This is a genomic window from Streptomyces sp. NPDC001220, from assembly GCF_053597895.1.
The window spans coordinates 90,265-116,436 of record NZ_JBSFJE010000011.1; the positions used below are offsets into that span (position 1 = coordinate 90,265).

Consider the following 26,172-nt stretch of genomic DNA (forward strand, 5'->3'; position numbering starts at 1 on the left):
GCCGTGCGTGCCGGAACCGGTGCTCGCGCTGTCGGCCGTGCGTGCCGGAACCGGTGCTCGCGCTGTCGGCCGTGCGTGCCGGAACCGGTGCTCGCGCTGTCGGCCGTGCGTGCCGGAACCGGTGCTCGCGCCGTCGGCCGTGCGCGCCGGAACCCGTGCCCGACCGCGCCGCCCCTCCCGGCTCGCCCCGCTCTCGGGTTTCCCGGCCGGGACGGCGATCAGCCCCGACGGGCGCTGTCCGGCGGTGCCGGGGCCATCGCGACCCGAACCGTCGGCCCTCGCTGTCAGTGCGGCGTGGCAGGATCGGGGGCGTGGCAGAGACAGCATCGAAGAAGACCGACAAGACCCCCAGTGGGACCCGTCCCCGGCTGATGCTCATGGACGGGCACTCGCTGGCCTACCGCGCGTTCTTCGCGCTGCCCGCGGAGAACTTCACGACCGCGACGGGCCAGCCGACGAACGCGATCTACGGTTTCGCGTCGATGCTGGCCAACACCCTGCGTGACGAGGCGCCCACCCACTTCGCGGTGGCCTTCGACGTCTCGCGCAAGACCTGGCGCTCCGAGGAGTTCACCGAGTACAAGGCGAACCGCTCCAAGACGCCGGACGAGTTCAAGGGCCAGGTGGAGCTGATCGGCGAGCTGCTCGACGCGATGCACGCGCAGCGCTTCGCCGTCGAGGGCTTCGAGGCCGACGACATCATCGCCACCCTCGCCACCCAGGCCGAGGCCGCGGGCTTCGAGGTCCTGATCGTCACCGGCGACCGTGACTCCTTCCAGCTGGTCACCGAGCACACCACGGTCCTCTATCCGACGAAGGGCGTCTCCGAGCTGACCCGGTTCACCCCGGAGAAGGTTTTCGAGAAGTACGGCTTGACGCCCGCCCAGTACCCCGACTTCGCGGCCCTGCGCGGCGACCCGTCCGACAACCTCCCCGGCATCCCCGGCGTCGGCGAGAAGACGGCCGCGAAGTGGATCAACCAGTTCGGTTCCTTCACCGAGCTGGTGGAGCGCGTCGACGAGGTGAAGGGCAAGGCCGGCCAGAACCTCCGCGACCACCTGGAGTCGGTCAAGCTCAACCGCCGGCTCACCGAGCTGGAGCGCCGGGTCGAGCTGCCGAAGACGGTCGCCGACCTGGAGCGCGCGCCGTACGACCGCAAGAACGTCGCGATGATCCTTGACACCCTGGAGATCCGTAACCCGTCGCTGCGCGAGCGGCTCTACGCCGTCGACCCCGGCGCCGAGGAGGCCGAGGCCACGCCGGCCCCCGAGGCGGGCGTGGCGGTGGACGGCACCGTCCTCGGCACCGGCGAGCTGACCGGCTGGCTCGCCGAGCACGGCACGCAGGCGCTGGGCATCGCCACCGTCGGCACCTGGGCGCTCGGCACCGGCTCGGTCGCCGAGGTCGCGCTGGCCGCGGCCGGGGGAGCGGCGGCCTGGTTCGACCCCGCCGAGCTGGACGAGGCCGACGAGAACGCGTGGACGGCCTGGCTGACCGACGCGGCGCGGCCCAAGGTCTTCCACAACGCCAAGGGCGCCATGCGGGTCTTCGCCGAGCACGGCTGGAGCATCGACGGCGTCACCATGGACACCGCGCTCGCCGCCTATCTGGTCAAGCCCGGCCGCCGCTCCTTCGACCTGGACGCGCTGTCCCTGGAGTACCTGCACCGGGAGCTGGCGCCGGCCGCGGCGGCCGACGGTCAGCTGGCCTTCGGCGCGGACGACGGCGCCGAGGCCGAGGCGCTGATGATCCAGGCCCGCGCGATCCTCGACCTGGGCGAGGCCTTCGAGGGCCGGCTCCAGGAGGTCGGCGCGGCGGACCTGCTCCGTGACATGGAGCTGCCGACCTCCGTCCTCCTCGCCCGCATGGAGCGGCACGGCATCGCGGCCGACCGCGCGCATCTGGAAGCGATGGAGCAGATGTTCGCGGGCGCGGTCCAGCAGGCCGTGAAGGAGGCGCACGCGGCGGCCGGGCACGAGTTCAACCTGGGCTCGCCCAAGCAGCTCCAGGAGGTCCTCTTCGGCGAGCTGGCGCTGCCCAAGACGAAGAAGACCAAGACCGGTTACACCACCGACGCCGACGCACTCGCCTGGCTGGCCGGCCAGACCGAGAACGAACTGCCGGTGATCATGCTCCGCCACCGTGAGCAGGCCAAGCTGCGGGTGACCGTCGAGGGCCTGATCAAGACGGTGGCGGCGGACGGCCGTATCCACACCACGTTCAACCAGACGGTGGCCGCGACCGGCCGGCTCTCCTCCACGGACCCGAACCTCCAGAACATCCCGGTCCGTACCGACGAGGGCCGGGCGATCCGCCGGGGCTTCGTGGTGGGCGAGGGCTTCGAGTCGCTGATGACGGCCGACTACAGCCAGATCGAACTGCGGGTGATGGCCCATCTCTCCGAGGACGAGGGCCTGATCGAGGCGTTCACCTCCGGCGAGGACCTGCACACCACGGTCGCCTCCCAGGTGTTCTCCGTCGACCGCTCGGCCGTCGACGCGGAGATGCGCCGCAAGATCAAGGCGATGTCGTACGGCCTCGCCTACGGACTGTCGGCGTTCGGCCTCTCCCAGCAGCTGAACATCGACGCCGGCGAGGCCCGGGCCTTGATGGACACCTACTTCGAGCGGTTCGGCGGCGTCCGTGACTATCTGCGCCGGGTCGTGGACGAGGCCCGGGCGACCGGCTACACGGCGACACTCTTCGGCCGCCGCCGCTACCTCCCCGACCTCAACAGCGACAACCGCCAGCGCCGCGAGGCGGCCGAGCGGATGGCGCTCAACGCGCCCATCCAGGGCACCGCGGCGGACATCGTCAAGCTGGCCATGCTGAAGGTGGACGGCGCGCTGCGCGAGGCGGAACTGAAGTCCCGGATGCTCCTCCAGGTCCACGACGAAATCGTCCTGGAGATCGCCCCCGGCGAGCGCACCGAGGTCGAGGCGATCCTCCGCCGTGAGATGGCCGACGCGGTCCACCTCAGGGCCCCGCTGGACGTCTCGGTCGGCGTGGGCACGGACTGGGAATCAGCAGCGCACTAGCCTCCGGCGAGAGCCGGCGGGGGTTCCCGGCAGCCGGCGGCGGGCGCCACTCCACGACACCGGTGGAGCGGCGCTCGCTGCCGGTCGTCGGCGCAACGGCGTCACTCAGCTGGACCCCGTCAGAACGCCCCCGTACCCGGCAACGGCAAGGATGCGGGCATGGGTATACGCATGCTTCACGGCCGGACGCCCCAGATCAGGCCCCCGGCCAAGGTCCGCTCCGCCGCGGCGCAGGTCACGGCGGCCTCGTCGGCCCCGGCCATGGCACCCGGCGCCAGCTCCGCCCACATCCCCACCGACCTCGCCGTCACCGTGCGCAAAGCGGTCGCCCGCCTCCGGCGCAGACTCCGCACCCGCCCCGACCCGCGGCAGTGGCTCGATCTCGCCCGCAGCTATCTCGCGCTGCTCCTCAGCACGCTCCCCGGCCCCCGCCGCCCCCGCACCATGACCGTCTTCGTGGCCACCCTCACCGAACGGCCGAAGGGTTCCGGCGCACACCGCCGGCCACCGGAGCCGGACGCCACACCCTGACCGTCGCCGCATACCCGAGCACCCCGAGCAGCAGCCCCGCGCCCGCCCCGAAGAGCACCGTCGGCAGCAGCTCCCAGGGCTTCGCCGTCGAATCCCAGTAGGCCCACCACCGCGTGGCCCGCTGCACCGCGGCCACCAGCGCGCAGCCCGCGATCCCTGCCCCGGCCCACCACCGGTCCCGTACGGACAGCAGCGGCACCCCCACCGGCTCCCCGGCCGGGGCCCGCCGTAGCGCACGGAGCACGAACACGGCGAGCACGGCCGCGGCCACCGCCGAAGTGCCGTACTGGAGCAGGGTGTAGAGCGGTACGCCCGCGACGTTGCGGCCGATCGCGGGGATCAGCCGGGTCCCCCAGCGGTCGTGGTGGGTGAACGCGTCCCAGACGACATGGGTGAGCGCGCCGAGCACGGCGGAGACGTACCACCGGGCGGCGACGGAAAGAGCGGCACGCGCGCGTGGCGCCCCGCAGCGCAGCAGGGCCGCCGGGCGCCCCTGCCGGGTCCGGGGCAGCAGGGCCACGAGCGGCTCCCGTACCAGCACCCACAGCGCCGCCAGCGCCCAGGAGAAGAGCACGTCCACGGTGAAGACACCGGTGAAGGAGTGCGTGAACCGGCCGAACTCCATCGCGTCCGGCACCGCGCTCGCCGCGTAGTAGGTGAGGTCGGGGGAGAAGGACCCGGCGAAGAGCACCGCCGGCACCAGCCGTCCGCGCCCGGTCCCGTCGTCGCGCACGGCGGGCAGTACGGCGGCGGCGTGGCTGAGAGTGAACGGCACCCGGTCTCCCTGGAGCAGTCGGCGGCCGGAGCGCCGAACAAGTGATCGCGTACGGCAAGTATCCGCGACACCACCATCGTTCAACGGGTAATGGCCAACTGGTGAAAATCGGGCACCGCCGGGTGTCCGCGGAATGGAAGTTGTCGTAGTGTCGCCTGGGTCGCCGCCCCGGCGTGTACCACGGATGCGCTACCTCACCAATGGAAAGAGGTAACAGGGGGCAACCGCAGCACCAGGCCAACCGTCACACCAGAGGCGAGCAGGCAGACGGAGACGGGCGCTCAGAAGGCGCCCATGGGAGGGGTTCACCTTATGGCGGCGCAATTCGGCAGGCGGCTGCGCAAGGGAGCGGCGACGACCGCCGCGGCCGCGTTGGCGGTAGCGGCTCTGTCCGCGTCCCAGGCACCGGGTGCGACGGGCGGCGACACGGGCCGGCAGGCGAACGCCGGTGCCAGCACCTCCGCACCCGACGGAGCCGGCGCGGCCGACGGCGCCACCGGCAACTCGCCGTACTACACGGACCTGCCGCCGCTCAACAGCCCCAACCCCAGCCCCAGTCCCACCGCCTCCTCGTCGAGCATCGGCACCGCCGTCTCCCGGGGCGCGGCCGAGGCGGGCATACCCGCCACCGTCCTCGACGCCTACAAGAAGGCCGAGGCGGAGCTGCGCGGCTCCAAGCCGGGCTGCAACCTGCCCTGGCAGCTGCTCGCCGCCATCGGCAAGGTGGAGTCGGGGCAGGCCCGCGGCGGCGACGTCGACGCCGAGGGCAACACCCTGCACCGGATCCTGGGCCCGCAGCTCGACGGCAACGGGTTCGCGCTCATCCCGGACACCGACGGCGGCCAGTACGACGGCAACAGCCAGTACGACCAGGCCGTCGGCCCCATGCAGTTCATCCCCTCGACCTGGGCGTGGGCGGGCCGCGACGGCAACGGCGACGGCGTCAAGGACCCCAACAACGTCTACGACGCGGCGCTCGCCGCCGGCCACTACCTGTGCCGCAACGGCTGGGACCTGTCCGTCCAGGCCGACATGAACAGCGCGATCCTCAGCTACAACAACTCGCAGGACTACCTCAACCTGGTGCTGTCCTGGTACGAGTTCTACCGCAAGGGCACCCACTCGGTCCCGAACGGCACCGGCACCGTGCCCAGCCACCGCAGCGACGACGGCAAGCCCGGCAGCGGTTCCGGCTCCAGCGGTCCCAGCGGCTCCCCGACGCCCACTGCGCCGGGGACCCCGAAGCCCGACGAGCCGAAGCCGGGCGGCCCGAGCACGACCCCGAGCCTGCCGCCCACGGCCACCGACACCGTGGACCACCTGGAGGACGCGGGCACCGCCAAGCTCACGGCGATGGCAGGCGACGCGTTCACCAAGAGGATCAGCACGCGCGCGGAGACCAAGGCGGGCCGGATCGTCGCCAAGGTCCGGGTCCGGTTCACCATCGTCGGGGACACGGACGCGACCTTCACCGGCGGCGAGAGCGTCGCCACGGTCACCACCGACAGCAAGGGCGTCGCGGTCGCACCGGCGCTCCAGGCGGGCGAGAAGACCGGCGACTTCACGGTCCGCGCCAGTGTGGCGGGCCGTACGGCGAAGGGCGTCGACTACGCGGCGAGTGTCACCGCGCGCGCCGCCGACACCCTCGCCCTCGCCGACACCACCGCGCTCACCAGCACCCCCGGCGCCGAATTCGCCGACCAGGTGCAGGCGAAGGCCACCTACCAGGGCGCCGTCGCCGACCAGGTCGCCGCCACCGCCACGCTCGTCAAGTCGGCGGACGACAGCACCGAGAACGACAAGGGCCCGTACTTCAAGGACGCGAACGGCAACCCCGTCCGGACCCTCACGGACCTCAAGACGGACAAGAACGGCCTGCTCACGCTGCCCAAGCTGTACGCGGACGACACCACCGGCACGTTCCTGCTCCGCATCACCACCACCGGCGGCGCGACCCTCACCGTCGAACTGACGGTCGCCGCGGCCGACACCTCGCCGAGCCCGTCGCCGAGCCCGTCCGCGTCCGAGTCCGCGTCGGCCTCCGCCTCCCCGAGCGCCTCCGCCACCCCCTGAACCACGGCCGTACGACCACGAGGGCGCCCTCCCGCCGACGCGGGACGGCGCCCTTCGCCGTCGTACGACCTGTTCTCATCTCACCCTCCCGTTGCTACGGTGCCCGCACCTGACGATCCATCAGGAAGACCGTCGGGAAGCAGCCGGCCGTCGGGAGGCCCCGCATGCGTGCCCTGATCGCCGCCGCGACCGGTCTCGCCCTCGCACTGGTCCTCGTCGTCACGATCGGCGCCCTGGGGTCGCCGGCCGGGAAGACATCCCCCAAGCCGCTGCTCACAACGGTGCCGTCCCATCCGTAACCGCCGCCCCGGGAGGCCGAGATGCGCCGCAAGGCCAGTCTGGTCCTGCTCGCCTGCGCCGTGTTCTTCGCGGCACTGTCCCCGCTGCTGCGCTGGTACGCCTTCCCGCGCCTGGCCAAGATCCCCGCCAACCAGTACCAGGACATGGTCCTGGAGGCGAAGGACGCCACGCTCCTCGACTACGGCACCATGAAGGCGAAGAAGGTCCCCAGGGTCACCATCGTGCAGACCCTCAAGGGCGATGTGGCGGCCGCGAAGAAGATCGAGAAGACGGCGGGACGGGACGTCGTCGTCTGGGACGGCCTGTCCTACGTGCAGGGCCCTGACGGCAAGATGGTCTCCGAGATCCCCGAGCGCTACATCTTCGACGCCCACAGCCAGGAACCCGTCCACGCCACCGGCGAGATGGTCGACGGGGACCCGGTCAGACGGGACGGCATCGAGTTCAAGTGGCCGTTCCTGACCGAGAAGCGGGACTACGAGTACTTCGACGCGCAGACCCGCACCACCAACCCCATCCACTACAAGGGGACGCAGACCTTCCGGGGCGTCGAGGTCTACTACTTCGAGCAGACCATCCCCTGGACCAAGGTCCCCATGCCCAAGAAGATGCCGGTACAGGGCATCACCCCCGAGACCGTCGCCAAGACCGGCACCACCCGCTGGTACACCACGGTCCGCAAGTTCTGGGTCGAGCCCGTCACCGGGGCACCCGTCTACGGCGAGGAGATCCACAAGGAGGAACTGCGCGGCGGCACCCTGCTGGGCGGCCGCGCCAAGGTGACGGCCTTCGCCGGCGACGTGAAGATGCGCGAGGACTACATCGAGCACACGGTCGCCCTGGTCAAGCAGAACCGCACCCTCGTCCTGATGCTGACCTCCTACCTCCCGTGGGGCTTCCTCTCCCTCGGCATCGCGCTGCTCGCCCTCTCGCTCTGTCTGGAAGCCTTCGGCCGCCGCCCGGCCGACCCGGAACCGGCCGCCTCCACGGTCCCGGAACCGGTCAGCGCCTGAGCCGCGCGTTGGTGTGCCGGGTGGGCTCGGCGGACGCCGGGTCCTCGGGCCAGGGATGCTTCGGATACCGACCGCGCAGTTCGGCCCGTACGCCCTTGTACCCGTCCCGCCAGAAGGAGGCGAGGTCGGCGGTGACGGCGGCGGGGCGCCCGGCGGGCGACAGCAGATGCACGAGCACCGGCACCCCGGCCACGGCCGGTGACTCCTGCGCCCCGAACATCTCCTGCACCTTCACGGCGAGCACGGGCTGCTCGGGGTTCCCGTAGTCGACCCGGATCCGTGACCCACTGGGTACGACGATCCGCTCGGGCGCCAGCTCGTCGAGCCGGCCCGCCTCGCCGCTCGCCCACGGCAGCAGCCGCCGCAGCGCCTCCCCGGCGTCGATCCGCCCGAGGTCGGCCCGGCGCCGGGCCCGGCTCAGCTCCGGTTCCAGCCACTCGTCCACGCGCGCGTGCAGCGCGTCCTCGCAGACGTCGGGCCAGGGCTCCCCGAGGCGCAGCCGCAGGAACGCGAGCCGCTGCCGCAGTACCGCCGCGTCGGGCGTCCACCGCAGCAGGCCGAGCCCCTCCTGCCGCAGCCCGTCGAGGAGCGCGGCGCGGACGAGGGCCGGGTCGGCGTCCCGCAGCGGCCGCACCACGAGCTCGATCGCCCCGAGCCGCTCCACGCGCCGCGCCACGATGTCCCCGTCGGCCCACCGGACCTCCTGGTCCTCGGAGTACAGCGACCCGGCCGCCGACCTGGCCGTGGCCTCGTCCACCACCGCGGCGAGCCGCACGCGCGCGTGCCCTCTGCCGAGGGGACGGTCCGCGACGGCCACCGAGAGCCATGGGGCGCCGCGCAGCGGGCTGCCGTCGGCGAGCTCGGCCCGGGTGCCGGAGGCCATGAGATACGACCCGCCGTCGGCCTTGGCGACGCGCTCGGGAAAGGCGAGAGCGGCGACGAGTCCCACCATGCGGTCGCCCACCGAGCGGTCGTCCACCGAGCGGTTGCCTCCCGAGCGGTCGTCCACCGAGCGGTTGCCTCCCGAGCGGTTGCCTCCCGAGCGGTCGTCCACCGAGCGGTTGCCTCCCGAGCGGTCGTCCACCGAGCGGTTGCCTCCCGTGCGGTCGCCCACCGAACCGGCCGAGGTGCGCTGGTGGTCTGCTGTGCGGTCGCCCGTCGTGCCGGCCGGGGTGCGCTGGTCGTCCACCGTGCCGGCCGAGGTGCGCTGGTCGTCCACCGTGCCGGCCGAGGTGCCCCGGCCGCCCGCCCGGAGCCGGCGTACCTCCGCGTGCCACCGGCCGGCGTAGGCGTCGCCGCCACGCCGGGCCGCCCGCAGCGCGCCGGCCAGGTCGTCGCCGTACTCCCGCGGCGGCTCCTCGCTCAGCAAGGCGACCACCTCGGCACTTCCGCCCGGGCCGTCCAGCAACGCCCGCCCCAGCCGCGGATGCACCCCCAGCCGGGCCAGCCGCAGCCCCCGTTCCGTGGCCCGTCCGGCGGGGTCGACCGCCCCGATCGCCGTCAGCACCTCCCGCGCCGCCGCCATCGCCCCGCCCGGCGGCGGATCGAGCAGCGCCAGCCCGGCGGCCCCGGGATCACCCCAGCAGGCCGCCTGAAGGGCGAAGGCCGTCAGATCGGCCACCTTGATCTCCGGCGCCGGAAAGGCGGTCAGGCGAGCATCCTCCGCCTCGGACCAGCAGCGGTACACCGCTCCCGGAGCCTCCCGCCCGGCCCGGCCCGCCCGCTGCCGTCCGGCCGCCCGCGACGCCCGTACCGTCGCCAGCGCGCTCAGCCCGCGCGCGTGGTCGACCCGCGGCTCCCGCGCCAGCCCGGAGTCGACGACCACCCGCACCCCGGGCACGGTGAGCGACGACTCGGCGACCGCCGTGGCCAGGACCACCCGGCGCCGCTCCCCGGGCGCCAGCACCGCGTCCTGCACGGACGCCGGTGCCCGGCCGTGGACCTGGAGCACCGCCACGTCCCCCAGGTCACCCAACAGGCCGGCCACCCGCGCGATCTCGCCCACGCCCGGCAGGAAGCACAGCACGTCCCCCGGCCGCTCGGCCAGAGCCCGCCGCACCACCGACGCCACATGCGTCAGGAGCGCCGGGTCCACGCGCATCCCGTGCGGCGGCCGCACCGGACGCGCCGGCGGGGCCCACACCACCTCCACCGGGTACGACACGCCGTCCGCCTCGACCACCGGCGCACCGCCCAGCAGCCGCGCCCACCCCTGCGCGTCCGTGGTCGCCGAGGCGGCCACCAGGCGCAGCTCCGGGCGGAGCGTCTCGCGAACGTCCCAGAGGAAGGCCGCCACCGTGTCGGCGTCCAGATGCCGCTCGTGGCACTCGTCCAGGACGACGACGTCCACGCCCGAAAGCTCCTGGTCGCGTTGCAGGCGCTGCAACAGCACACCGGTCGTGACGACCTCCACGCGCGCGTAGGGGCCCACGACGCGTTCGCCGCGCACGGTGTAGCCGACGCTCCGCCCGACCTGCTCACCGAGCAGCCAGGCCATCCGGCGGGCCGCCGCGCGCGCCGCGATCCGGCGTGGCTCCGCCACGACCACCCGCCGCGCGGGCCGGCCGCCGTCCAGCAGCCCGGCCAGCGCCAGCGGCACCAGCGTCGTCTTGCCGGTGCCGGGCGGTGCCACCAGGACGGCGGTGCCGGGCCCGGCCAGGGCGTCGTCCAGACCGGGCAGGGCCTGTCTTACGGGCAGCGCGTCCAGGGCGTCGTAACGGATCACGGCCCTAGTGTCTTACGGCCGCCGAAGACGCCCCCACGCGCGCGTGCTCTCACGCGCGTGCTCTCGCGCGCGTGCCTTTGTACGAGCCGCCGGCGGCTCAGGTCCGCTCGCACACGAAGATCGCGGTCCCCGGCACGAGGCCGCCCCGCAGCGGCGACCAGCCGCCCCATTCGGCGGTGTTCCAGGCCGGCCACTCCGGCTCCACCAGGTCGACCAGGCGCAGGTCCGCGGAGACGATGTCCCGGACCCGGTCGCCGAGCGTGCGGTGGTGCTCGACGTACACCGCGTGGCCCTCCTCGTCCTGCTCGACGTAGGGCGTGCGGTCGAAGTAGGAGGCGGAGACCGAGAGGCCCTCGGGGCCCGGCTCGTCCGGGAACGCCCAGCGGATCGGGTGCGTCACGGAGAAGACGAAGCGGCCCCCCGGGCGCAGCACCCGCCGCACCTCGCGCAGCACCAGGCGCGGGTCGGCGACGAAGGGGAGCGCGCCGTACGCCGAGCACGCCAGGTCGAAGGAGCCGTCGGCGAAGGGCAGCGCGCCGGCGTCGGCGCAGACGAGGGGAAACGATCCGCCGATGCGCAGCGCGTGCTGGAGCTGGCGGTGCGAGAGATCCAGGGCGACCGGACGGGCACCCTGGGCGGCCAGCCAGCGCGAGCACTGGGCCGCGCCGGCACCGATCTCCAGGACGTCCTTGCCCTTGAGGTCCTCCGGCGGCCCGAGCAGCTCCGCCTCCACCTCGTCGAGGCCCTCGGGACCCCACACGAAACGGTCGTCGCCCAGGAACGTGCCGTGCTCGACCTGGTACTCGTCGGCGTTGCGATCCCACCAGCTTCGGTTGGCGCGGCTGCTCTCCGTGACCCCGGCGGCACGCCGGGTGGCTTCGGGATCGCCCTCTGTTCCGGGGTGTGACCCGGCCTCTTCGAGGTCGAACGAATCGGGCTCTTGGATGATCGGCTCCCTCGTCGTACTCTTCCGTGCAACCCGTTCAGGGGGGTGTCACGGAGGAGGTCTGTCGGGCCTGCGTGGCCTCGCGGGACGGCTTTTGTGCCGGGTATGCGGCGATCCGCCCCGGGTGTGCGCCTTCGCGCATTGACCCTGCCCGGCTGCCCCCGTATGCTACAAGTTGCGCTGCGGGCCTGCGCACCTCAGACGTAGCAGGCTGCGCTCGCATCTGTTGTATGTCCCCTCGGTTGTCGAGGCGTCACCAGTGTTTCAGGTGGCGCTTCCTAGGCTGTCCGGCTTCTACAGAGCGAAACAGGCTCCCGGCGTAAGCAGTACCTACGACTTCAATGTCCGTACCGGAGCCCTTTCTCACATGACGAGCAGCACCGAGACCACCGCCACCACCCCGCAGGTAGCGGTCAACGACATCGGTAACGAGGAAGCTTTCCTCGCCGCGATCGACGAGACGATCAAGTACTTCAACGACGGCGACATCGTCGACGGCGTCATCGTGAAGGTCGACCGGGACGAGGTCCTGCTCGACATCGGTTACAAGACCGAAGGTGTCATCCCGAGCCGCGAACTCTCGATCAAGCACGACGTCGACCCCAACGAGGTCGTCGCCGTCGGTGACGAGATCGAGGCCCTTGTTCTCCAGAAGGAGGACAAGGAAGGCCGCCTGATCCTCTCGAAGAAGCGCGCCCAGTACGAGCGTGCCTGGGGCACCATCGAGAAGATCAAGGAAGAGGACGGGATCGTCACCGGTACCGTCATCGAGGTCGTCAAGGGTGGTCTCATCCTCGACATCGGCCTCCGTGGCTTCCTCCCGGCCTCCCTGGTCGAGATGCGCCGCGTCCGCGACCTCCAGCCCTACGTGGGCAAGGAGCTCGAGGCCAAGATCATCGAGCTGGACAAGAACCGCAACAACGTGGTCCTGTCCCGCCGTGCCTGGCTGGAGCAGACCCAGTCCGAGGTCCGCCAGACGTTCCTCACGACCCTCCAGAAGGGTCAGGTCCGCTCCGGTGTGGTCTCCTCGATCGTCAACTTCGGTGCCTTCGTGGACCTGGGTGGCGTCGACGGTCTGGTCCACGTCTCCGAGCTGTCCTGGAAGCACATCGACCACCCGTCCGAGGTTGTCGAGGTCGGCCAGGAAGTCACCGTCGAGGTCCTCGACGTCGACATGGACCGCGAGCGTGTCTCCCTGTCGCTGAAGGCGACCCAGGAAGACCCGTGGCAGCAGTTCGCCCGGACCCACCAGATCGGTCAGGTCGTCCCGGGTAAGGTCACCAAGCTGGTTCCGTTCGGTGCGTTCGTCCGCGTGGACGAGGGCATCGAGGGTCTGGTCCACATCTCCGAGCTGGCCGAGCGCCACGTGGAGATCCCGGAGCAGGTCGTCCAGGTCAACGACGAGATCTTCGTCAAGGTCATCGACATCGACCTCGAGCGTCGTCGCATCAGCCTCTCGCTGAAGCAGGCCAACGAGTCCTTCGGTGCCGACCCGGCCTCGGTCGAGTTCGACCCGACCCTGTACGGCATGGCTGCCTCGTACGACGACCAGGGCAACTACATCTACCCCGAGGGCTTCGACCCCGAGACCAACGACTGGCTCGAGGGCTACGAGACCCAGCGCGAGGCGTGGGAGCACCAGTACGCCGAGGCGCAGCAGCGCTTCGAGCAGCACCAGCAGCAGGTCATCAAGAGCCGCGAGGCCGACGCCGCCGCTGCCGCCGAGGGCGGCGAGGCTGCCGCTCCGGCCGCTTCGGGTGGCGGTTCGTACTCCTCCGAGGGTGCGGACACCTCCGGCGCGCTGGCCTCTGACGAGGCGCTGGCCGCGCTGCGCGAGAAGCTCGCGGGTGGCCAGAGCTGAACCCCAGCCGCTGGGCTTAGCCGGTAACTGAGGGGCCGTACCTTTCGAGGTACGGCCCCCCGGTGTTTTCCGGGGGTGCGCGTCCGTGCGCATGTGCGGCCCCGCTGTGGCTGATCGCGCAGTTCCCCGCGCCCCTGCAGGGCGCTTCACTTCACGTGCGCAGAAACGTGTGGGATACACGAGTAACCGCTGGGCCGTAACGCGGCGCTGGGACGCTTCCCCGGTCTTCGTTCAAGATCGAGAGAGGAGTCCAGGCATGGCACACCCTCAGTACAGGTCAGGGACGAGCCGGCGGACCTTCCTGCGCGACGTCGGTCTCACCGGCGGCGCCGGCACCATGCTCGCCACCATGGGAGCGCTCGGACTCGCCCCCACCGCCCGGGCCGCCCAGCGCGAACAGGCCTTCCGGGCGCCCGGCGCGAGCGACTTCACCCTCACCGGGCGCGCCGCGGCCAGAGTCGTCATCCTCGGCGGCGGCATCGCCGGCCTCGCGACCGCGTACGAACTGGGCAAGGCCGGCTACGGCTGTACGATCCTGGAGGCCAGGGACCGTACCGGCGGACGCAACTTCACCGTGCGCGGCGGCGACTCGACCACCGACCTCCACGGCCATACGCAGACCGCCCGGTTCGCCGACGGCCACTACATGAACGCCGGGCCGGCCCGTATACCGCAGTGGATGATCACTCTCGACTACTGCCGCGAACTCGGCGTCCCCATAGAGGTGTTCACGAACACCAACGCCGACGCGTACCTCTACAACGAGTCCGCCGGCATGACGAAGGCCGAGCGCTACCGCACCGCCAAGGCCGACGTGTACGGCTACGTCGCGGAGTTGCTCGCCAAGGCCACCGACAAGGGCGCCCTGGACAAGGAGCTGACGGCCACCGACCAGGAGCGGCTCGTCGAGTTCCTCAAGGACTGGGGCGAACTCGGCGACAAGCTCACGTACCAGGGCGGCGAGCGGCGCGGATACACGACCGTACCGGCCGCCGCCGGCACTCCCGGCGTGCTTCTCGGCGATGTCCCGGCCGCCTCCGAGGTCTTCGCGAGCGGCGTCGGACGCTACTTCTCCTTCGAGTTCGGCTTCGACCAGGCGATGCTGATGTTCCAGCCGGTCGGCGGCATGGACCGGATACCCAAGGCGCTCACCCGCGCGATCGGCGCCCACCGCATCCGAACCGGAGCCGTCGTCTCCAGGATCACCGACAAGGGCGACGGCGTCACCGTGACCTACACCCAGGGCGGCCGTACCAAGGCCGTCGACGCCGACTACTGCGTGGCCGCCATGCCGCCCAACATCCTCGCCAAGGTTCCGCACAACCTCGGCACCGGCGTGCAGAGCGCCCTGGCGGCCGTCACCCCGTCGTCGGCGGCCAAGATCGGCCTCGAATACCGCTCCCGCTGGTGGGAACTGGACCACCGCATCTACGGCGGCATCACCGAGACCGACCAGGACGTCACCCACATCTGGCACCCCTCGTACGGCTTCCACGGCGAACGGGGCGTCCTCATCGGCTACTACAACTACGACACCGACGCGGACTCCTACGCCGAACTCACCCCGGCCCGGCGCGAACAGCGCGCGGTGGCCGCCGGCGTGAAGATCTACGGCGACAAGTACCGCACCGAGCTGGTCTCCTCCTTCTCCCACCACTGGCGCCAGACCCCCCATCTGGAGGCCGCCTGGCACGACACCCCCGGCGGTCCCGACGACGCGCGCTACAAACCGCTCAACGAGCCCACCGGCCGCGTCTACTTCGCCGGCGACTGGCTCAGCTACACGGACGCCTGGCAGCACGGCGCGTTCAGCTCCGCGCGAAAGGCGGTCACGGCACTGCACGCGCGCGTGCTGTCCGCGTAGGGCGCGGCAGGGCGGGGCCCGCACGGGCACGAGGCCGCGTTCTTCGGCAGGAGAAGAGCGCCCTTCGAGCGCCCTCCGGCATGAGAAGTCGGTGAGTGGTCGGTTCATCGGAGCGGCGGCGGGAATGCCCGCCGCTCCTGCCACGTTGTCCGGTACGAACACGAGGAGGAGCGGTCACAGTGCTTGATCCGCAGGGTTTGTACGCATGGGAGCCGAAGGGCCTCGCCGTGGTGGACATGGCGCTGGCCCAGGAGTCGGCCGGTCTTGTCATGCTCTACCACTTCGACGGGTACATCGACGCGGGCGAGACCGGCGACCAGATCGTCGACCGGCTCCTCGACTCGCTGCCCCACCAGGTCGTCGCCCGCTTCGACCACGACCGGCTCGTGGACTACCGGGCCCGCCGCCCGCTGCTGACCTTCAAGCGGGACCGCTGGACCGAGTACGAGGAGCCCAGCATCGAGGTCCGGCTGGTCCAGGACGCCACGGGCGCGCCGTTCCTGCTGCTGTCCGGCCCCGAGCCGGACGTCGAGTGGGAGCGCTTCGCCGCGGCCGTACGGCAGATCGTGGAGCGGCTCGGCGTCCGGCTGTCCGTGGACTTCCACGGCATCCCCATGGGCGTCCCGCACACCCGTCCCGTCGGCCTCACGCCGCACGGCAACCGCACCGACCTCGTCCCGGGCCACAGCAGCCCCTTCGACGAGGCCCAGGTGCCCGGCAGCGCCGCGTCGCTGCTCGAATACCGCCTCATGGAGTCCGGCCACGACGTCCTGGGCGTCGCCGCGCACGTCCCGCACTACATCGCGCGCTCCGCCTACCCCGACGCCGCCCTGACCGTCCTGGAGGCCATCACGGGCGCCACCGGCCTGGTACTCCCCGGCATCGCGCACGCCCTGCGCACGGACGCCCACCGTACGCAGACGGAGATCGACCGCCAGATCCAGGAGGGCGACGAGGAACTCACCGCCCTGGTCCAGGGCCTTGAGCACCAGTACGACGCCGCCGCCGGCGCCGAGACCCGGGGCAACATGCTCGCCGAGCCGGTGGAGATCCCCTCGGCGGACGAGATCGGCCTGGAGTTCGAACGCTTCCTCGCGGAGCGGGAGGGCGACAACTAGATCCCCCCTCCGGGGCCTCCACCGGGCCGACGGGCCTTGCAACAGTGCCTGTTCCATGGGGTCGGGGCTGCTCGGGAGCAGGGCCGGTTCTGCGGGGTCCGGGGCCGGTCGGGAGCGGGGCCGGTTCTGCGGGGTCCGGAGCCGGTCGGGAGCAGGGCCGGTTTCGTGGGCCCCGGCTCCGGGTCCGGTCGGGAGCAGGGCCGGTTTCGTGGGCTCCGGCTCCGGTCGGGAGCGGGACGGGTTTCGTTGGCTCGGGGCGTACGGGAAGCAGGGCCGGTCGGGGCTGGTGTCGGTGGCAGGGCCTAAGCTTCGGGGCATGCTGAAAGTGGGTCTCACCGGCGGGATCGGCGCCGGCAAGAGCGAGGTGTCGCGACTGCTCGTCGGCCACGGCGCGGTGCTGATCGACGCGGACCGCATCGCGCGTGAGGTCGTCGAGCCGGGAACCCCCGGTCTGGCGGCCGTCGTCGAGGCCTTCGGGCCGGACGTGCTCGCCGCCGACGGCACCCTGGACCGGCCGAAACTGGGCTCGATCGTCTTCGCCGACCCCGAGAAGCTCGCCATACTGAACTCGATCGTGCACCCCCTGGTCGGGTCCCGCTCCCGCGAACTGGAGAACGCGGCCGCCGCGGACGCGGTGGTGATCAACGACGTTCCGCTCCTCACGGAGAACGGCCTCGCGCCGTTCTACGACGTCGTGGTCGTCGTGGACGTCGACCCGAAGACCCAGCTCGACCGGCTGACCCGGCTGCGCGGGATGGCCGAGGGGGACGCACGCGCGCGCATGGCCACGCAGGCGACGCGCGAGAAACGCCTGGAGATCGCGGACATCGTGATCGACAACGACGTTCCCCTGGACGTGCTCCAGGAACGGGTCGCACAGGTGTGGGCGGACCTCGCACGCCGGGCGCGGGAGGGCGGTTCGAACTGACGGACATGCGTCTTCGAAATAGCGGGCACCCGTCCGGGCGTTGAACCGCTTCAGCGAGGGAAGGACTTTGCCGTGCCCGAGACCAGCGGTTCGACCGGACGTACTCCGGAGACGCATGTCATCGACTTCCGTGCCGCCGAGCAACTGCTCAACGCACGGGACCCGCGGGGTGCGGTGAAACTGCTCGACGGAGTGATCGCCGCACACCCCGAGAACACCGCCGCCCGGCTGCTGCGCGCGAGAGCCTTCTTCGCCGCCGCGCAACTACGCCCCGCCGAGCTGGAGTTCACCATCGTCCTGGAGCGCGAGCCGGACAACGCGTTCGCGCACTTCGCGCTCGCCCGCACCTACCAACGCCAGGGCCGCGCCGACCTCGCGATACGCCACTTCCGGCTGGCGGCCGCCCTGGACCCGAACCCCGAGTACCTGAAGGCGGCCCGCTTCGACGACGCCGGGTGAGCGGACAACTCCCCAGGGCAGCCGGGTCCGACGGTGCGAGACCGGACACCCTCCAGGGCCGCTCGGTTCGCGGACGGGCGCGCCGGTGCCCGCCCAGGTTCACCCGTGGGCGCGTGAGCGGATGATCAGCCAGGTCACCCAGGTCGCCCAGGTCGCCCAGGCCGCCCGGTTCAACGGCGGGTGAGCGGGCGGCTGCTCACGGGTGGCCGTGCTGCGGCGGGCGCCGCATCCGACGCGGGCCGCCTTCCGCCGGCTGGTACGGCGGCACATCACGGCCCGGCTGATAGTGCGGGCCCTGCCTGATGTGCCTGATGATCATGGTCATGTCGGCGGTGGCCACCAGCCACAGCACCCCACAGGCCGCCGCCCAGCCGGGACGGCCGACGAGCGCGAACGCCGCCGTCCCGAAGATCGCCCAGGCGACACCCCACACGCTCAGCCACAACCGCGCCCGCAGCGCACTGCGCGCGGTCGCCGGTTCACTGCCCGTACGCATCATGGATCACCACTCCTCCTTGCAACGTACTCTTCGACCAGGACGTTCACCAAGGGGGACCCTGCCGTGCTGCCGGACGCCGACGACCTGCCCGACCTGCTCCTCGACCTCGCCGTGCCGCACGAGGACATCAACGAGGTGGTGGCCCTGCGGCGGACCGTGACCGCCGATCCCGGAGTGCGGCGGCTGCTCGCCGAATGCGCCGACGAGGTCACCGGCGGCACCACCGCTCCGGCTGCCCCGGCTGCCCCGGCTGCCCCGGTGGGGGCCGACGGCCGGGCCGGGCTCGGGGAGCTCACCGCCGCCGCCCCGGCCGCACTGGACGGGTACTTCCTGGTCTACGTCCTCCTCGCCGCACTGCCCCACGCCCACGCCTACCACCAGGCGCGCGGTATCCCCGCCGACGTGTCCCGGCGCACGCTCGCCGACCTGGGGCGCAATATGACGCTGCACCGCAGGCGCCACGGCAGGGGAGGACTGTCGGCCCCCCAGGCGTCCTGGCTCGTCCGCCACTTCCGCGGCGAGCTATACCAGCTGGGCCGGCTGCAGTACGAGCGGGCCCCGCTCGGCGAGCGCACGGCACGGGCGGTCACGGCGACCGCGTCGGGCTCGTCCGGGGCCGTGGCACCGGGGCAGCCCTGCCTGAACCTGCACATCCCCGACTACCGCGGGCCGCTGACCCCCGTCGCCTGCGACCGCTCGCTCGACCTGGCACGGGACTTCTTCCCCCGGTACTTCCCCGAGGAGGAGTACGCGGTCGCGACCTGCCACTCCTGGCTGCTCGACCCGCAGCTGAGGCGGTACCTGCGAGCGGACTCCAACATCGTCCGCTTCCAGGACCGGTTCCGGGCCGGGCACGAGGACACCGAACCGGTCGACACCACCGCGGTCCGGTTCGTCTTCGGCGCCCCGGACCTGCCGGTACAGGACCTGCCCCGGCGTACGTCGGTGGAGCGGGCGGTCGGCGACCACCTGCGGGCGGGCGGCCACTGGTACCTCGGACACGGATGGTTCCCCTGGGGAGAGTGACGCCACGGCGGGAACGTCCATACGGGGGTGGGTCGTTGTCCGGGCATGACGATTGAAATGCGGGAGGGGTACGAGGGGACAGGTCCCGGTGCCATCACCCCGGACGGCTGCGCGGTGGAGCTCTACTCGCGGCTGTCCGTCGGCAGCGAGCCGGACATCATCGAGGCGGCGGTCCCGGCCGGCGCCCACATCCTGGAACTGGGCAGCGGCGTGGGGCGGATGACCCACCCGCTCCTGGAACGCGGGTTCGCGGTCACGGCGGTGGACGAGTCGGCGGAGATGCTGGCGCGCGTCCGCGGAGCACGCACCGTGCAGAGCACCATCGAAGGGCTCGACCTGGGCCGGAAGTTCGACGTGGTGATGCTCGCGTCGTTCCTGGTGAACACCGGGGACGCGGAGGTACGCCGGGGCATGCTGCGCACCTGCGTGGCACATGTGGCGGACGGCGGCTGCGTGCTCATCCAGCGGGAGGGCGCCGACTACCACTCGAACGTGCCGAGGGAACGGGTCGACCCCAGCGGCTACACGGTACGGATCGCGTCCGTGGAGCCGGCCGGGGACGGGGTGAACTCGGTACGCGCGGAGTACGAGTTCCCGGACGCGGCCTGGACACAGACGTTCCTGGCCCGGCCGCTCACCCAGGAACAGTTCGAGGAGGCGCTCGCGGAAGCGGGACTGGAGGTGACCGAGTACCTGACCGAGGACGGGGTGTGGGTGAGGGCGGTACCGGCGCCCTAGCGAGAGGCGGCGGGCGGCCGGGAAATCCCGGTGGCGGCCGATGAGTTCTCCGTCGGCGGCGGGTCTACCCCTGTGACAGCAACAGGGACCGCTTCCCCCAGGAGAACCCCATGCCCGAGCACACCGCTTCCGCCTCCCTCGCCGCTCCTACCGCGGCACCGGCCCCCGTCGTCGCCGAGTCTGCGACGGCCCGCGGCCGCCGGGCCCGGCTGGCCCTGCGCACGGTGCAGGTGCTGCTCGCCCTCTTCTATGCCGTCGCCAGCGCGCTGCCCAAGCTGATAGCGAACCCGTCGGCCGTCGAATCCTTCGACAGGATCGGCTGGGGCAGCACGGGCATGTACACCATCGGCGCGCTCGAACTGGCCGGTGCCGTCGCCCTGTTGATACCGGTGCTGCAGTCGGTGGCGGCGACGGCACTGAGTGCGCTCATGGTGGGCGCGTTCATCGTCCAGCTCACAGTCTTCGACGGCCAGTACGCGGCGACCCCGCTGATCCTGATCGTGCCGCTGGCCCTGGTCGCCTGGGCCCGACGCGGACAGAACGCGCGGCTGTGGGGACTGGTGCGGCCACGGGCATGACACCCCGCCCCGCCGAACAAAAGCAGAGCCGGAACCCGACCCGACGGAGCCTCGCCGGTCGACCCTGACGAGCCCGCCCCGCACGCCACCGATCCCGACCAGGTCGAGCCTCCTGACCAGGCCGACCCTCGCGCTGCCGACCCCGACGGGGCCGAGCCTCCCGACCAGGCCGAGCCTCGCGCCGCCGATCCCGACCAGGCCGAGCCTTGCGCCGTCGGCCTCGCGGCCTGGCCGAGCCCTGTGGAGTCAGCCCCGGTGGATCACCGTCCGCGGGGGCGTCCGCCGTCCGGTCGGCCCATTCCGCTCGTTCCGCCCGCGCCACCCAGCCCGCCGAGGCCGCGCAGGCGTTCCAGGTCGCGGCGGTCGCGCTTGGTGGGGCGGCCGGCGCCGCGGTCGCGCAGACCGATGGGGACGAAGGCCCCGCGGGGCGGAGGCGGCGGCGAGTTGTCGACGTAGCACTGGGCGGCCACCGGGGCGCCGACCCGCTTGCGGATCAGGCGCTTCACGATGACGATCCGCTCCCGCCCCTCCTGGCGCAGCCGCACCTCGTCACCGACGCGCACGGAGTAGGCGGGCTTGACCCGTTCGCCGTTCACCTGGACGTGCCCGCCCCGGCAGGCGGTGGCTCCCATCGAGCGCGTCTTGATCAGGCGCACGGCCCAGATCCAGCTGTCGATCCGCACGTTCTCACCGGGAGCGGGCCCCGCGGCTTCGGCGGCGGCGATGGCCGCGGCGACGGCGGCGGGGTCGAGGTCCGAGCCGGAGTCGGGGGCCTGGGCGGCGGGCGCCTCGGTGCCCTCGGCGGGCCCGCCCGGGACAGGGGCTCCCGTCCCACCAGTCTCGCGCTCCCTGCTCTCGCCCGTGTCCTCAGAAGCCATGCCCCGACCTTAGCCCTCCGAGCCGAGAGAAACGGAGCCGATTTCCCGGATGCCCACGTGGCCCGATCGGGTCGACCGGATCGACCCGGCACGGTCAGGTCCGCGCGGCTTACCGTTGACCTTGTGCCCCACCCCCCTCCCTCCCCTCCCTCCCCTCCCTCCCCTCCCCCCTCCCCGCCCACCCCCCTCGGCCGCCTCGACCAGCGGGTCAGTGCATGTCGGGCCTGCCCTCGCCTGGTCGCCTGGCGCGAGGAGGTGGCGCGTACCAAGCGCGCCGCGTTCGCCGAGTGGACGTACTGGGGCCGGCCCGTCCCCGGCTTCGGGCCGCCCGACGCCCCGTTGCTGATCATCGGCCTCGCCCCGGCCGCGCACGGCGGCAACCGCACCGGCCGGATGTTCACCGGCGACCGCTCCGGCGACGTGCTGTACCAGGCGCTGTACGACGTCGGCCTCGCCTCGCAGCCGACGTCGGAGCGCATCGACGACGGTCTGGAGCTGTACGGCGTGCGCATCACCGCGCCCGTGCACTGCGCCCCGCCCGACAACAAACCGACCCCCGCAGAGCGCGACACCTGCCGGTCCTGGCTGGTCGAGGAGCTGACCTTGCTGCGGCCGACGGCGCGCGCCGCCGTCGTGCTCGGCGCCTTCGGCTGGCAGGCCACGCTGCCCGCGTTGGCCGCGGCCGGCTGGAACGTGCCCCGGCCCCGGCCGGCCTTCGCCCACGGCACCCGGGTCGACCTCGACGGACTGGACCTCTTCGGCTGCTTCCACGTCAGCCAGCGCAACACCTTCACCGGCCGCCTCACCCCCGAGATGCTCCGCGATGTGCTGGCGACGGCGGCGGAGGCGGCCGGGCTGCGGTGACGGGCGGGCTCCGGTGACGGGCGGAGGGCGGGCGGGCTGCGGGCTCAGACTATGCGGGCCGCCGCCACCGGGCGGTCGGTGACCGGGTGGGTGCCGGTGGACGCGGACGAGTTGACGCTCCAGCGGTAGCGCGAGAACGCACCGGTGGCGTTGTCGGCGTAGAACATCATGTGGCCGACGCCGACACCCTGGAAGCTCTCGCCGTCCACGTTGCTGACCATGCGGGTGTCGGGGTACCGCGGGTAGTTGCTCAGGCCGTACACCCCGTGCGGGTCGGAGGTGCAGTCGATGATCTCGACGGCGTACTGGGTCTCGTCCGGGAAGTCGGCGACCCCGCTGAAGACCCCCTCGACCTCACGGACCACCACGATGTGCCCGGTGCTCTCGGCGTCCTGCCCGTTGTAGTCGACCGCGATGAGATCGCCCGGCCGTAGGTCGGTGACCTTGCGAACGGGACGGAAGTGCGGGCCGCCGGTGTTCTGGAGGAAGGCGGCGCAGTAGTTCGCGGCTTCCGGGCCCCTCTGCTGGAAGTGCCGGAGGAAGTAGGCGTCGGTCGCCCACCCGTAGGTGTGTCTGAGCAGCGCCGTGACGAAGGAAGCGCAGCGGGCCCGGGCCACCCAGCTCGCCAGGTCGTCCGGGCGGCCCCAGCCGACGGTCGCCGTCGCGTTCGTCAGGTAGACGTTGTTGGCGCGTGCCGTGGCGCCGCTGACCAGGGCGACCTCGGCGGCGCTCAGGGCGCGGCCGTAGGCGCGGACGTCGTTGATCGCGCCCTTGAAGCGGTTGACGTAGCCGCCGTCCCAGCGGGCCCGGCCGATGCTGAAGCCCTGGGGCGCGGCCCAGCACAGGGTCGTGTCGGCGCTGCCCTCGAGCACGCCGTTCACATACAGCAGGGCGCGGGTGCCGTCCCGGACACCTGTGAGATGGGTCCAGGCGCCGGTCCTGGTGACGGGCGTGGCGGCCAGTGCGGAGACCTCCGCGCTCTGGTCCTCGCTGCGCACCTTGAAGGCCCAGGTCCCGGCCGTGTCGTCGTACTGGAGCAGGAAGTGGCTCACGCTGCCGCCGTCCTGGCTGACGGCCGTGTACATGGTGGTCAGCACGGCGTCGTCGGCCAGCCGGACCCAGGCCGCGACTGTGAACGGGGCCGTGGTGTCCAGCACCGAGCCGGTGGCCGCGTAGGCACCGGAGGAGCCGTCGAAGCTCAGCTCACCGCCGGCCCGCAGAGTGGTCCAGGACGCCCCCGAGCCCAGGGTGACGGGACGCTCAAGGCCGGAGCGGCCGGTGCCGGAGCCGTCCAGCGGCCAGTGCCCGGCCAGTCCCGTCGGCAGATGGCCTGCCGCCAGCAGGCGCTGGTACCGCACCAGCTGCTCGGCCTCGGTCAGATGCGGTACGGCGACCGGCGTCAACGGCGTGTCCAGCGGAGTGTCGGCCGTGGCGGTCCCCGCGCCCGCCGCCAGGCTGCCGCCCACCGCGCCCGTCCCCACGAGTGCGGCCCCGCTCGACGGCCCCCGGCTGTCCACCATGGTCGTGCCTCCCCGTGTCGTCCGATCGGATCCGTTCCGATCACCACTGCTGAGGAGAAATCTAGGAGATCCCCTTCCGAACTGGTGTTCCTGTGGACAACCCGATGCGAGGTCAGGGCCGCTGCTCGGTCTCCTCGCCGAAGAGGTGCCGTACCGTCGACCGGTAGTTGGCCTGGACGTGGCCGAGGGCGCGGGCGCGGGCGCGGTCCGGGTCGCCGGAGGCGATCGCGTCGTACAGCTCGCGGTGTTCGGTGAGCAGCTGCGGCCACTCCTCGTTCCGCCGGGTGAGCCAGCGCAGCCGGCCGTCGACCGGTTCCATCACCGAGATGAGCAGGCTGTTGCCGGCCAGGGCCAGGATCCGGTCGTGGAAACGGGTGTTGATGTCGGTGATCGTCTCGGCGTCCCCGGTCCGTGTCGCCGTGGCGGCCCGGTCGAGCAGGTCCCGCAGCTCGGCCAGGGCCTGCGGGGTCGCCCGCGCCGCCGCCAGCCCGGCCGCGTACACCTCCAGCGCCTCGCGCAGCTCGAAGAGCTCCTTGACGTCGGTCGGGGTCAGCCGGCGTACGACGGTCCGCCGGGCCGACTCGAAGAGGACGAAGCCCTCGGCGACCAGGGCCCGGATCGCCTCCCGGACCGGCACCCGGGACACCCCGAACCGCTCGGCCAGCTCACGCTCGACCAGCCGGTCGCCCGGGCCCAGACGCCCCGCGATGATGTCCTGCCGCAGGGTCGCGAGGACGCGCTCGCGCACCGCGCCCAGGGGTTCGATCTTCGTCGTGGGGGATCCCATGAGGCCATCTTCGCCGATCTGAGGGGGCTTTTACGGAGCCGTAACGGGACGGACATCGGTCGGAACGCTTGACGGGAGGACCATGACGACAGTTTGGTATACCAAACGCGCGCATCGTTCGGCAGCCACCCTCCGCCCTGCCCGTCCCCACAGCCCGTTGCCCCCGCATTCCTCGTAGTCCCTGGAGGCCCCGTGTCCCTGGCCGACCGCGCCGAAGCCACCGGCGCACCCGCGTTCGTCCCCGACCCCCGGCTCACCAACGAAGACCTCGCCCCCGCCGAGAAGCGGAACTGGAAGGTCTTCGACCTCTTCGCCATGTGGATGTCCGACGTCCACAACCTCGGCAACTACACCTTCGCCGCCGGCCTGCTGGTTCTCGGCATGAACGTCTGGCAGGTCTTCACCTCCCTCCTCGTCGGCTTCGTGCTCATCTACGTCGGCATGAACCGGATGGGGCGGATCGGCCAGCGCCACGGCGTGCCGTTCCCGGTGGTCAGCCGGATCAGCTTCGGCGTCTGGGGTGCCAACATCCCGGCCCTGATCCGGGCCGTGATCGCCATCATGTGGTACGGCATCCAGACCTATCTGGCGTCTGTCGCCGTCAACGTGATGCTGCTGGCCGCCTGGCCCGGCCTGGAGTCCTGGACGCACCACTCCTTCCTGGGCCTGGACGCGCTCGGCTGGATCTCCTTCGTCTCCCTCTGGCTGATCCAGGCGGCGATCATCAGCCGGGGCATGGAGACGATCCGCAAGTTCCAGGACTTCTGCGGCCCCGCGATCTGGCTGGTCATGATCGCGCTCGCCGTCTGGATCCTGGCCAAGGCCCACTGGACCATCTCGCTCACCTCCACCCCGCACCCGGTGCCGGCCGGCGAACAGTGGCGGCAGTGGTTCGGCGCGATCGGCCTGATCCTCGCCACCTACGGCACGCTGATGCTCAACTTCTGCGACTTCTCCCGCTTCGCACCGGACTACCGCACCGTCCGCCGCGGCAACTTCTGGGGCCTGCCCGTCAACTCGACGGCCTTCGTGGTCGTCTCGGTGGTCGTCACGGCCGGCTCGCTGGAGGTCTTCGGCGAGGCCATCACCGATCCCGCCGAACTGGTCGCCAAGGTCGGCAACACCTGGGTTCTGGTCGTGGCCGCGCTGACCTTCGCGGTCGCCACCATGGGCGTCAACATCGTCGCCAACTTCGTCTCACCGGCGTACGACCTGGCCAACGTCTGGCCGCAGAAGATCAGCTTCCGGGTCGGCGGCATGATCAGCACGGTCGCCGCGCTGGTCGTCACGCCCTGGAACCTCTTCTCCAACCCCACCGTCGTCAACTACTTCCTCGGCGGCCTCGGCGCCTTCCTGGGTCCGCTGTTCGGCGTGATCATGGTCGACTACTACTGGGTCAAGCGCGGCAAGGTGGACGTCGAGAAGCTGTTCGACGCGACGCCGGGATCGCCGTACCACTACCGCAAGGGCGTCAACCCCAAGGCGCTGTGGGCGTTCCTGCCGTCGGCGGCGGTCGCGGCGGTGCTCGCGCTGGTGAAGACGTTCAGCGCGGTGGCGCCGTACTCCTGGTTCATCGGCACGGCGCTGGCCGCCGGACTGTACGCGGCGCTCTGCCGCACCGACCGGGCCGTCGCACCCCTGGAGGCCTGAC

The 26,172-nt window shown here is 71.9% G+C and carries 22 protein-coding genes; 15 read left to right on the plus strand and 7 right to left on the minus strand.

Translation table 11 applies throughout. The features are described 5' to 3' along the window. The first annotated feature begins 311 nt into the window (after window positions 1-311). Both polA and ACWDGI_RS25825 read left to right on the plus strand, forming a co-directional pair. Window positions 312-3,038, plus strand: coding sequence for a DNA polymerase I (gene polA / locus ACWDGI_RS25820; RefSeq protein ID WP_450762772.1), 2,727 nt, complete (start codon window positions 312-314; stop codon window positions 3,036-3,038). A 159-nt stretch (window positions 3,039-3,197) separates the two neighbouring features. Then, window positions 3,198-3,569 carry a hypothetical protein gene (locus ACWDGI_RS25825; protein WP_450762774.1) on the plus strand — a complete coding sequence of 124 codons (372 nt, stop codon included), beginning with the start codon at window positions 3,198-3,200 and terminating at the stop codon, window positions 3,567-3,569. Here ACWDGI_RS25825 and ACWDGI_RS25830 read toward each other — a convergent pair. Further along, the gene (locus ACWDGI_RS25830; RefSeq protein ID WP_450762776.1) at window positions 3,505-4,344 is read right to left on the minus strand and encodes a DUF4184 family protein; all 840 of its coding nucleotides are present in this window, start codon (window positions 4,342-4,344) and stop codon (window positions 3,505-3,507) included. The two genes, ACWDGI_RS25825 and ACWDGI_RS25830, sit on opposite strands and share 65 nt — an antisense overlap. Before the next feature lie 312 nt (window positions 4,345-4,656). Here ACWDGI_RS25830 and ACWDGI_RS25835 point away from each other — a divergent pair, with 312 nt between their 5' ends. The 3 genes from ACWDGI_RS25835 (at window position 4,657) to ACWDGI_RS25845 (ending at window position 7,730) form a co-directional block, all read left to right on the plus strand. Further along, on the plus strand, window positions 4,657-6,417 hold the full coding sequence (locus ACWDGI_RS25835) for a lytic transglycosylase domain-containing protein (protein ID WP_450762778.1): 1,761 nt from the start codon (window positions 4,657-4,659) through the stop codon (window positions 6,415-6,417). Window positions 6,418-6,581: 164 nt separating this feature from the next. Then, window positions 6,582-6,716, plus strand: coding sequence for an SPW_0924 family protein (locus ACWDGI_RS25840; protein WP_365798853.1), 135 nt, complete (start codon window positions 6,582-6,584; stop codon window positions 6,714-6,716). A gap of 21 nt (window positions 6,717-6,737) precedes the next feature. Beyond that, window positions 6,738-7,730, plus strand: coding sequence for a DUF3068 domain-containing protein (locus ACWDGI_RS25845; RefSeq protein ID WP_450762780.1), 993 nt, complete (start codon window positions 6,738-6,740; stop codon window positions 7,728-7,730). On the opposite strand, the gene ACWDGI_RS25850 is transcribed toward ACWDGI_RS25845, so the two are convergent. Further along, the gene (locus ACWDGI_RS25850; protein WP_450762782.1) at window positions 7,720-10,455 is read right to left on the minus strand and encodes an ATP-dependent RNA helicase; all 2,736 of its coding nucleotides are present in this window, start codon (window positions 10,453-10,455) and stop codon (window positions 7,720-7,722) included. The genes ACWDGI_RS25845 and ACWDGI_RS25850 overlap by 11 nt on opposite strands. 97 nt (window positions 10,456-10,552) lie before the next feature. Further along, window positions 10,553-11,401, minus strand: a complete 849-nt coding sequence (locus tag ACWDGI_RS25855; RefSeq protein WP_450763196.1) for a class I SAM-dependent methyltransferase — start codon at window positions 11,399-11,401, stop codon at window positions 10,553-10,555. A gap of 367 nt (window positions 11,402-11,768) precedes the next feature. Between ACWDGI_RS25855 and rpsA the strand changes: the two genes are divergently transcribed. The 5 genes from rpsA (at window position 11,769) to ACWDGI_RS25880 (ending at window position 17,631) form a co-directional block, all read left to right on the plus strand. Then, window positions 11,769-13,262 (plus strand): 30S ribosomal protein S1, encoded by a 1,494-nt coding sequence (rpsA, locus tag ACWDGI_RS25860; protein ID WP_189947373.1) that lies wholly within the window; start codon window positions 11,769-11,771, stop codon window positions 13,260-13,262. 337 nt (window positions 13,263-13,599) lie between these two features. After that, window positions 13,600-15,126, plus strand: coding sequence for a flavin monoamine oxidase family protein (locus ACWDGI_RS25865; RefSeq protein ID WP_450763198.1), 1,527 nt, complete (start codon window positions 13,600-13,602; stop codon window positions 15,124-15,126). A gap of 179 nt (window positions 15,127-15,305) precedes the next feature. Continuing rightward, a complete protein-coding gene (locus tag ACWDGI_RS25870) occupies window positions 15,306-16,244 on the plus strand; it encodes a PAC2 family protein (protein ID WP_450762784.1) in 939 nt (312 codons plus the stop codon). Between the two features lie 316 nt (window positions 16,245-16,560). Continuing rightward, window positions 16,561-17,172 carry a dephospho-CoA kinase gene (gene coaE, locus ACWDGI_RS25875; protein ID WP_450762786.1) on the plus strand — a complete coding sequence of 204 codons (612 nt, stop codon included), beginning with the start codon at window positions 16,561-16,563 and terminating at the stop codon, window positions 17,170-17,172. Between the two features lie 72 nt (window positions 17,173-17,244). After that, complete coding sequence (locus tag ACWDGI_RS25880; RefSeq protein ID WP_351326380.1) at window positions 17,245-17,631, plus strand: tetratricopeptide repeat protein; 387 nt, start codon at window positions 17,245-17,247, stop codon at window positions 17,629-17,631. Between the two features lie 196 nt (window positions 17,632-17,827). Here the strand turns inward: ACWDGI_RS25880 and ACWDGI_RS25885 are convergent, their stop codons facing one another. Beyond that, window positions 17,828-18,127 carry a DUF6343 family protein gene (locus ACWDGI_RS25885; protein WP_450763200.1) on the minus strand — a complete coding sequence of 100 codons (300 nt, stop codon included), beginning with the start codon at window positions 18,125-18,127 and terminating at the stop codon, window positions 17,828-17,830. 66 nt (window positions 18,128-18,193) lie between these two features. Between ACWDGI_RS25885 and ACWDGI_RS25890 the strand changes: the two genes are divergently transcribed. The 3 genes from ACWDGI_RS25890 (at window position 18,194) to ACWDGI_RS25900 (ending at window position 20,472) form a co-directional block, all read left to right on the plus strand. Continuing rightward, entirely contained in the window at window positions 18,194-19,156 is a 963-nt protein-coding gene (locus ACWDGI_RS25890) for an acyltransferase domain-containing protein (RefSeq protein WP_450762789.1), read from the plus strand. A gap of 57 nt (window positions 19,157-19,213) precedes the next feature. Beyond that, entirely contained in the window at window positions 19,214-19,894 is a 681-nt protein-coding gene (locus ACWDGI_RS25895; protein ID WP_450763202.1) for a class I SAM-dependent methyltransferase, read from the plus strand. Window positions 19,895-20,004: 110 nt separating this feature from the next. Further along, a complete protein-coding gene (locus tag ACWDGI_RS25900; protein WP_450762791.1) occupies window positions 20,005-20,472 on the plus strand; it encodes a DoxX family protein in 468 nt (155 codons plus the stop codon). A gap of 260 nt (window positions 20,473-20,732) precedes the next feature. Here the strand turns inward: ACWDGI_RS25900 and ACWDGI_RS25905 are convergent, their stop codons facing one another. Further along, window positions 20,733-21,350, minus strand: a complete 618-nt coding sequence (locus ACWDGI_RS25905; protein ID WP_450762793.1) for an RNA-binding S4 domain-containing protein — start codon at window positions 21,348-21,350, stop codon at window positions 20,733-20,735. Between the two features lie 234 nt (window positions 21,351-21,584). On the opposite strand from ACWDGI_RS25905, the gene ACWDGI_RS25910 reads away from it, so the two are divergent. Further along, entirely contained in the window at window positions 21,585-22,214 is a 630-nt protein-coding gene (locus ACWDGI_RS25910; RefSeq protein WP_450763203.1) for a uracil-DNA glycosylase, read from the plus strand. 44 nt (window positions 22,215-22,258) lie between these two features. Here the strand turns inward: ACWDGI_RS25910 and ACWDGI_RS25915 are convergent, their stop codons facing one another. Then, entirely contained in the window at window positions 22,259-23,734 is a 1,476-nt protein-coding gene (locus ACWDGI_RS25915) for a LamG domain-containing protein (RefSeq protein ID WP_450762795.1), read from the minus strand. Window positions 23,735-23,846: 112 nt separating this feature from the next. Beyond that, a complete protein-coding gene (locus ACWDGI_RS25920; protein WP_450762797.1) occupies window positions 23,847-24,521 on the minus strand; it encodes a GntR family transcriptional regulator in 675 nt (224 codons plus the stop codon). Window positions 24,522-24,713: 192 nt separating this feature from the next. Here ACWDGI_RS25920 and ACWDGI_RS25925 point away from each other — a divergent pair, with 192 nt between their 5' ends. Continuing rightward, window positions 24,714-26,171, plus strand: a complete 1,458-nt coding sequence (locus ACWDGI_RS25925; RefSeq protein WP_450762799.1) for an NCS1 family nucleobase:cation symporter-1 — start codon at window positions 24,714-24,716, stop codon at window positions 26,169-26,171. Window position 26,172: the final 1 nt, after the last annotated feature.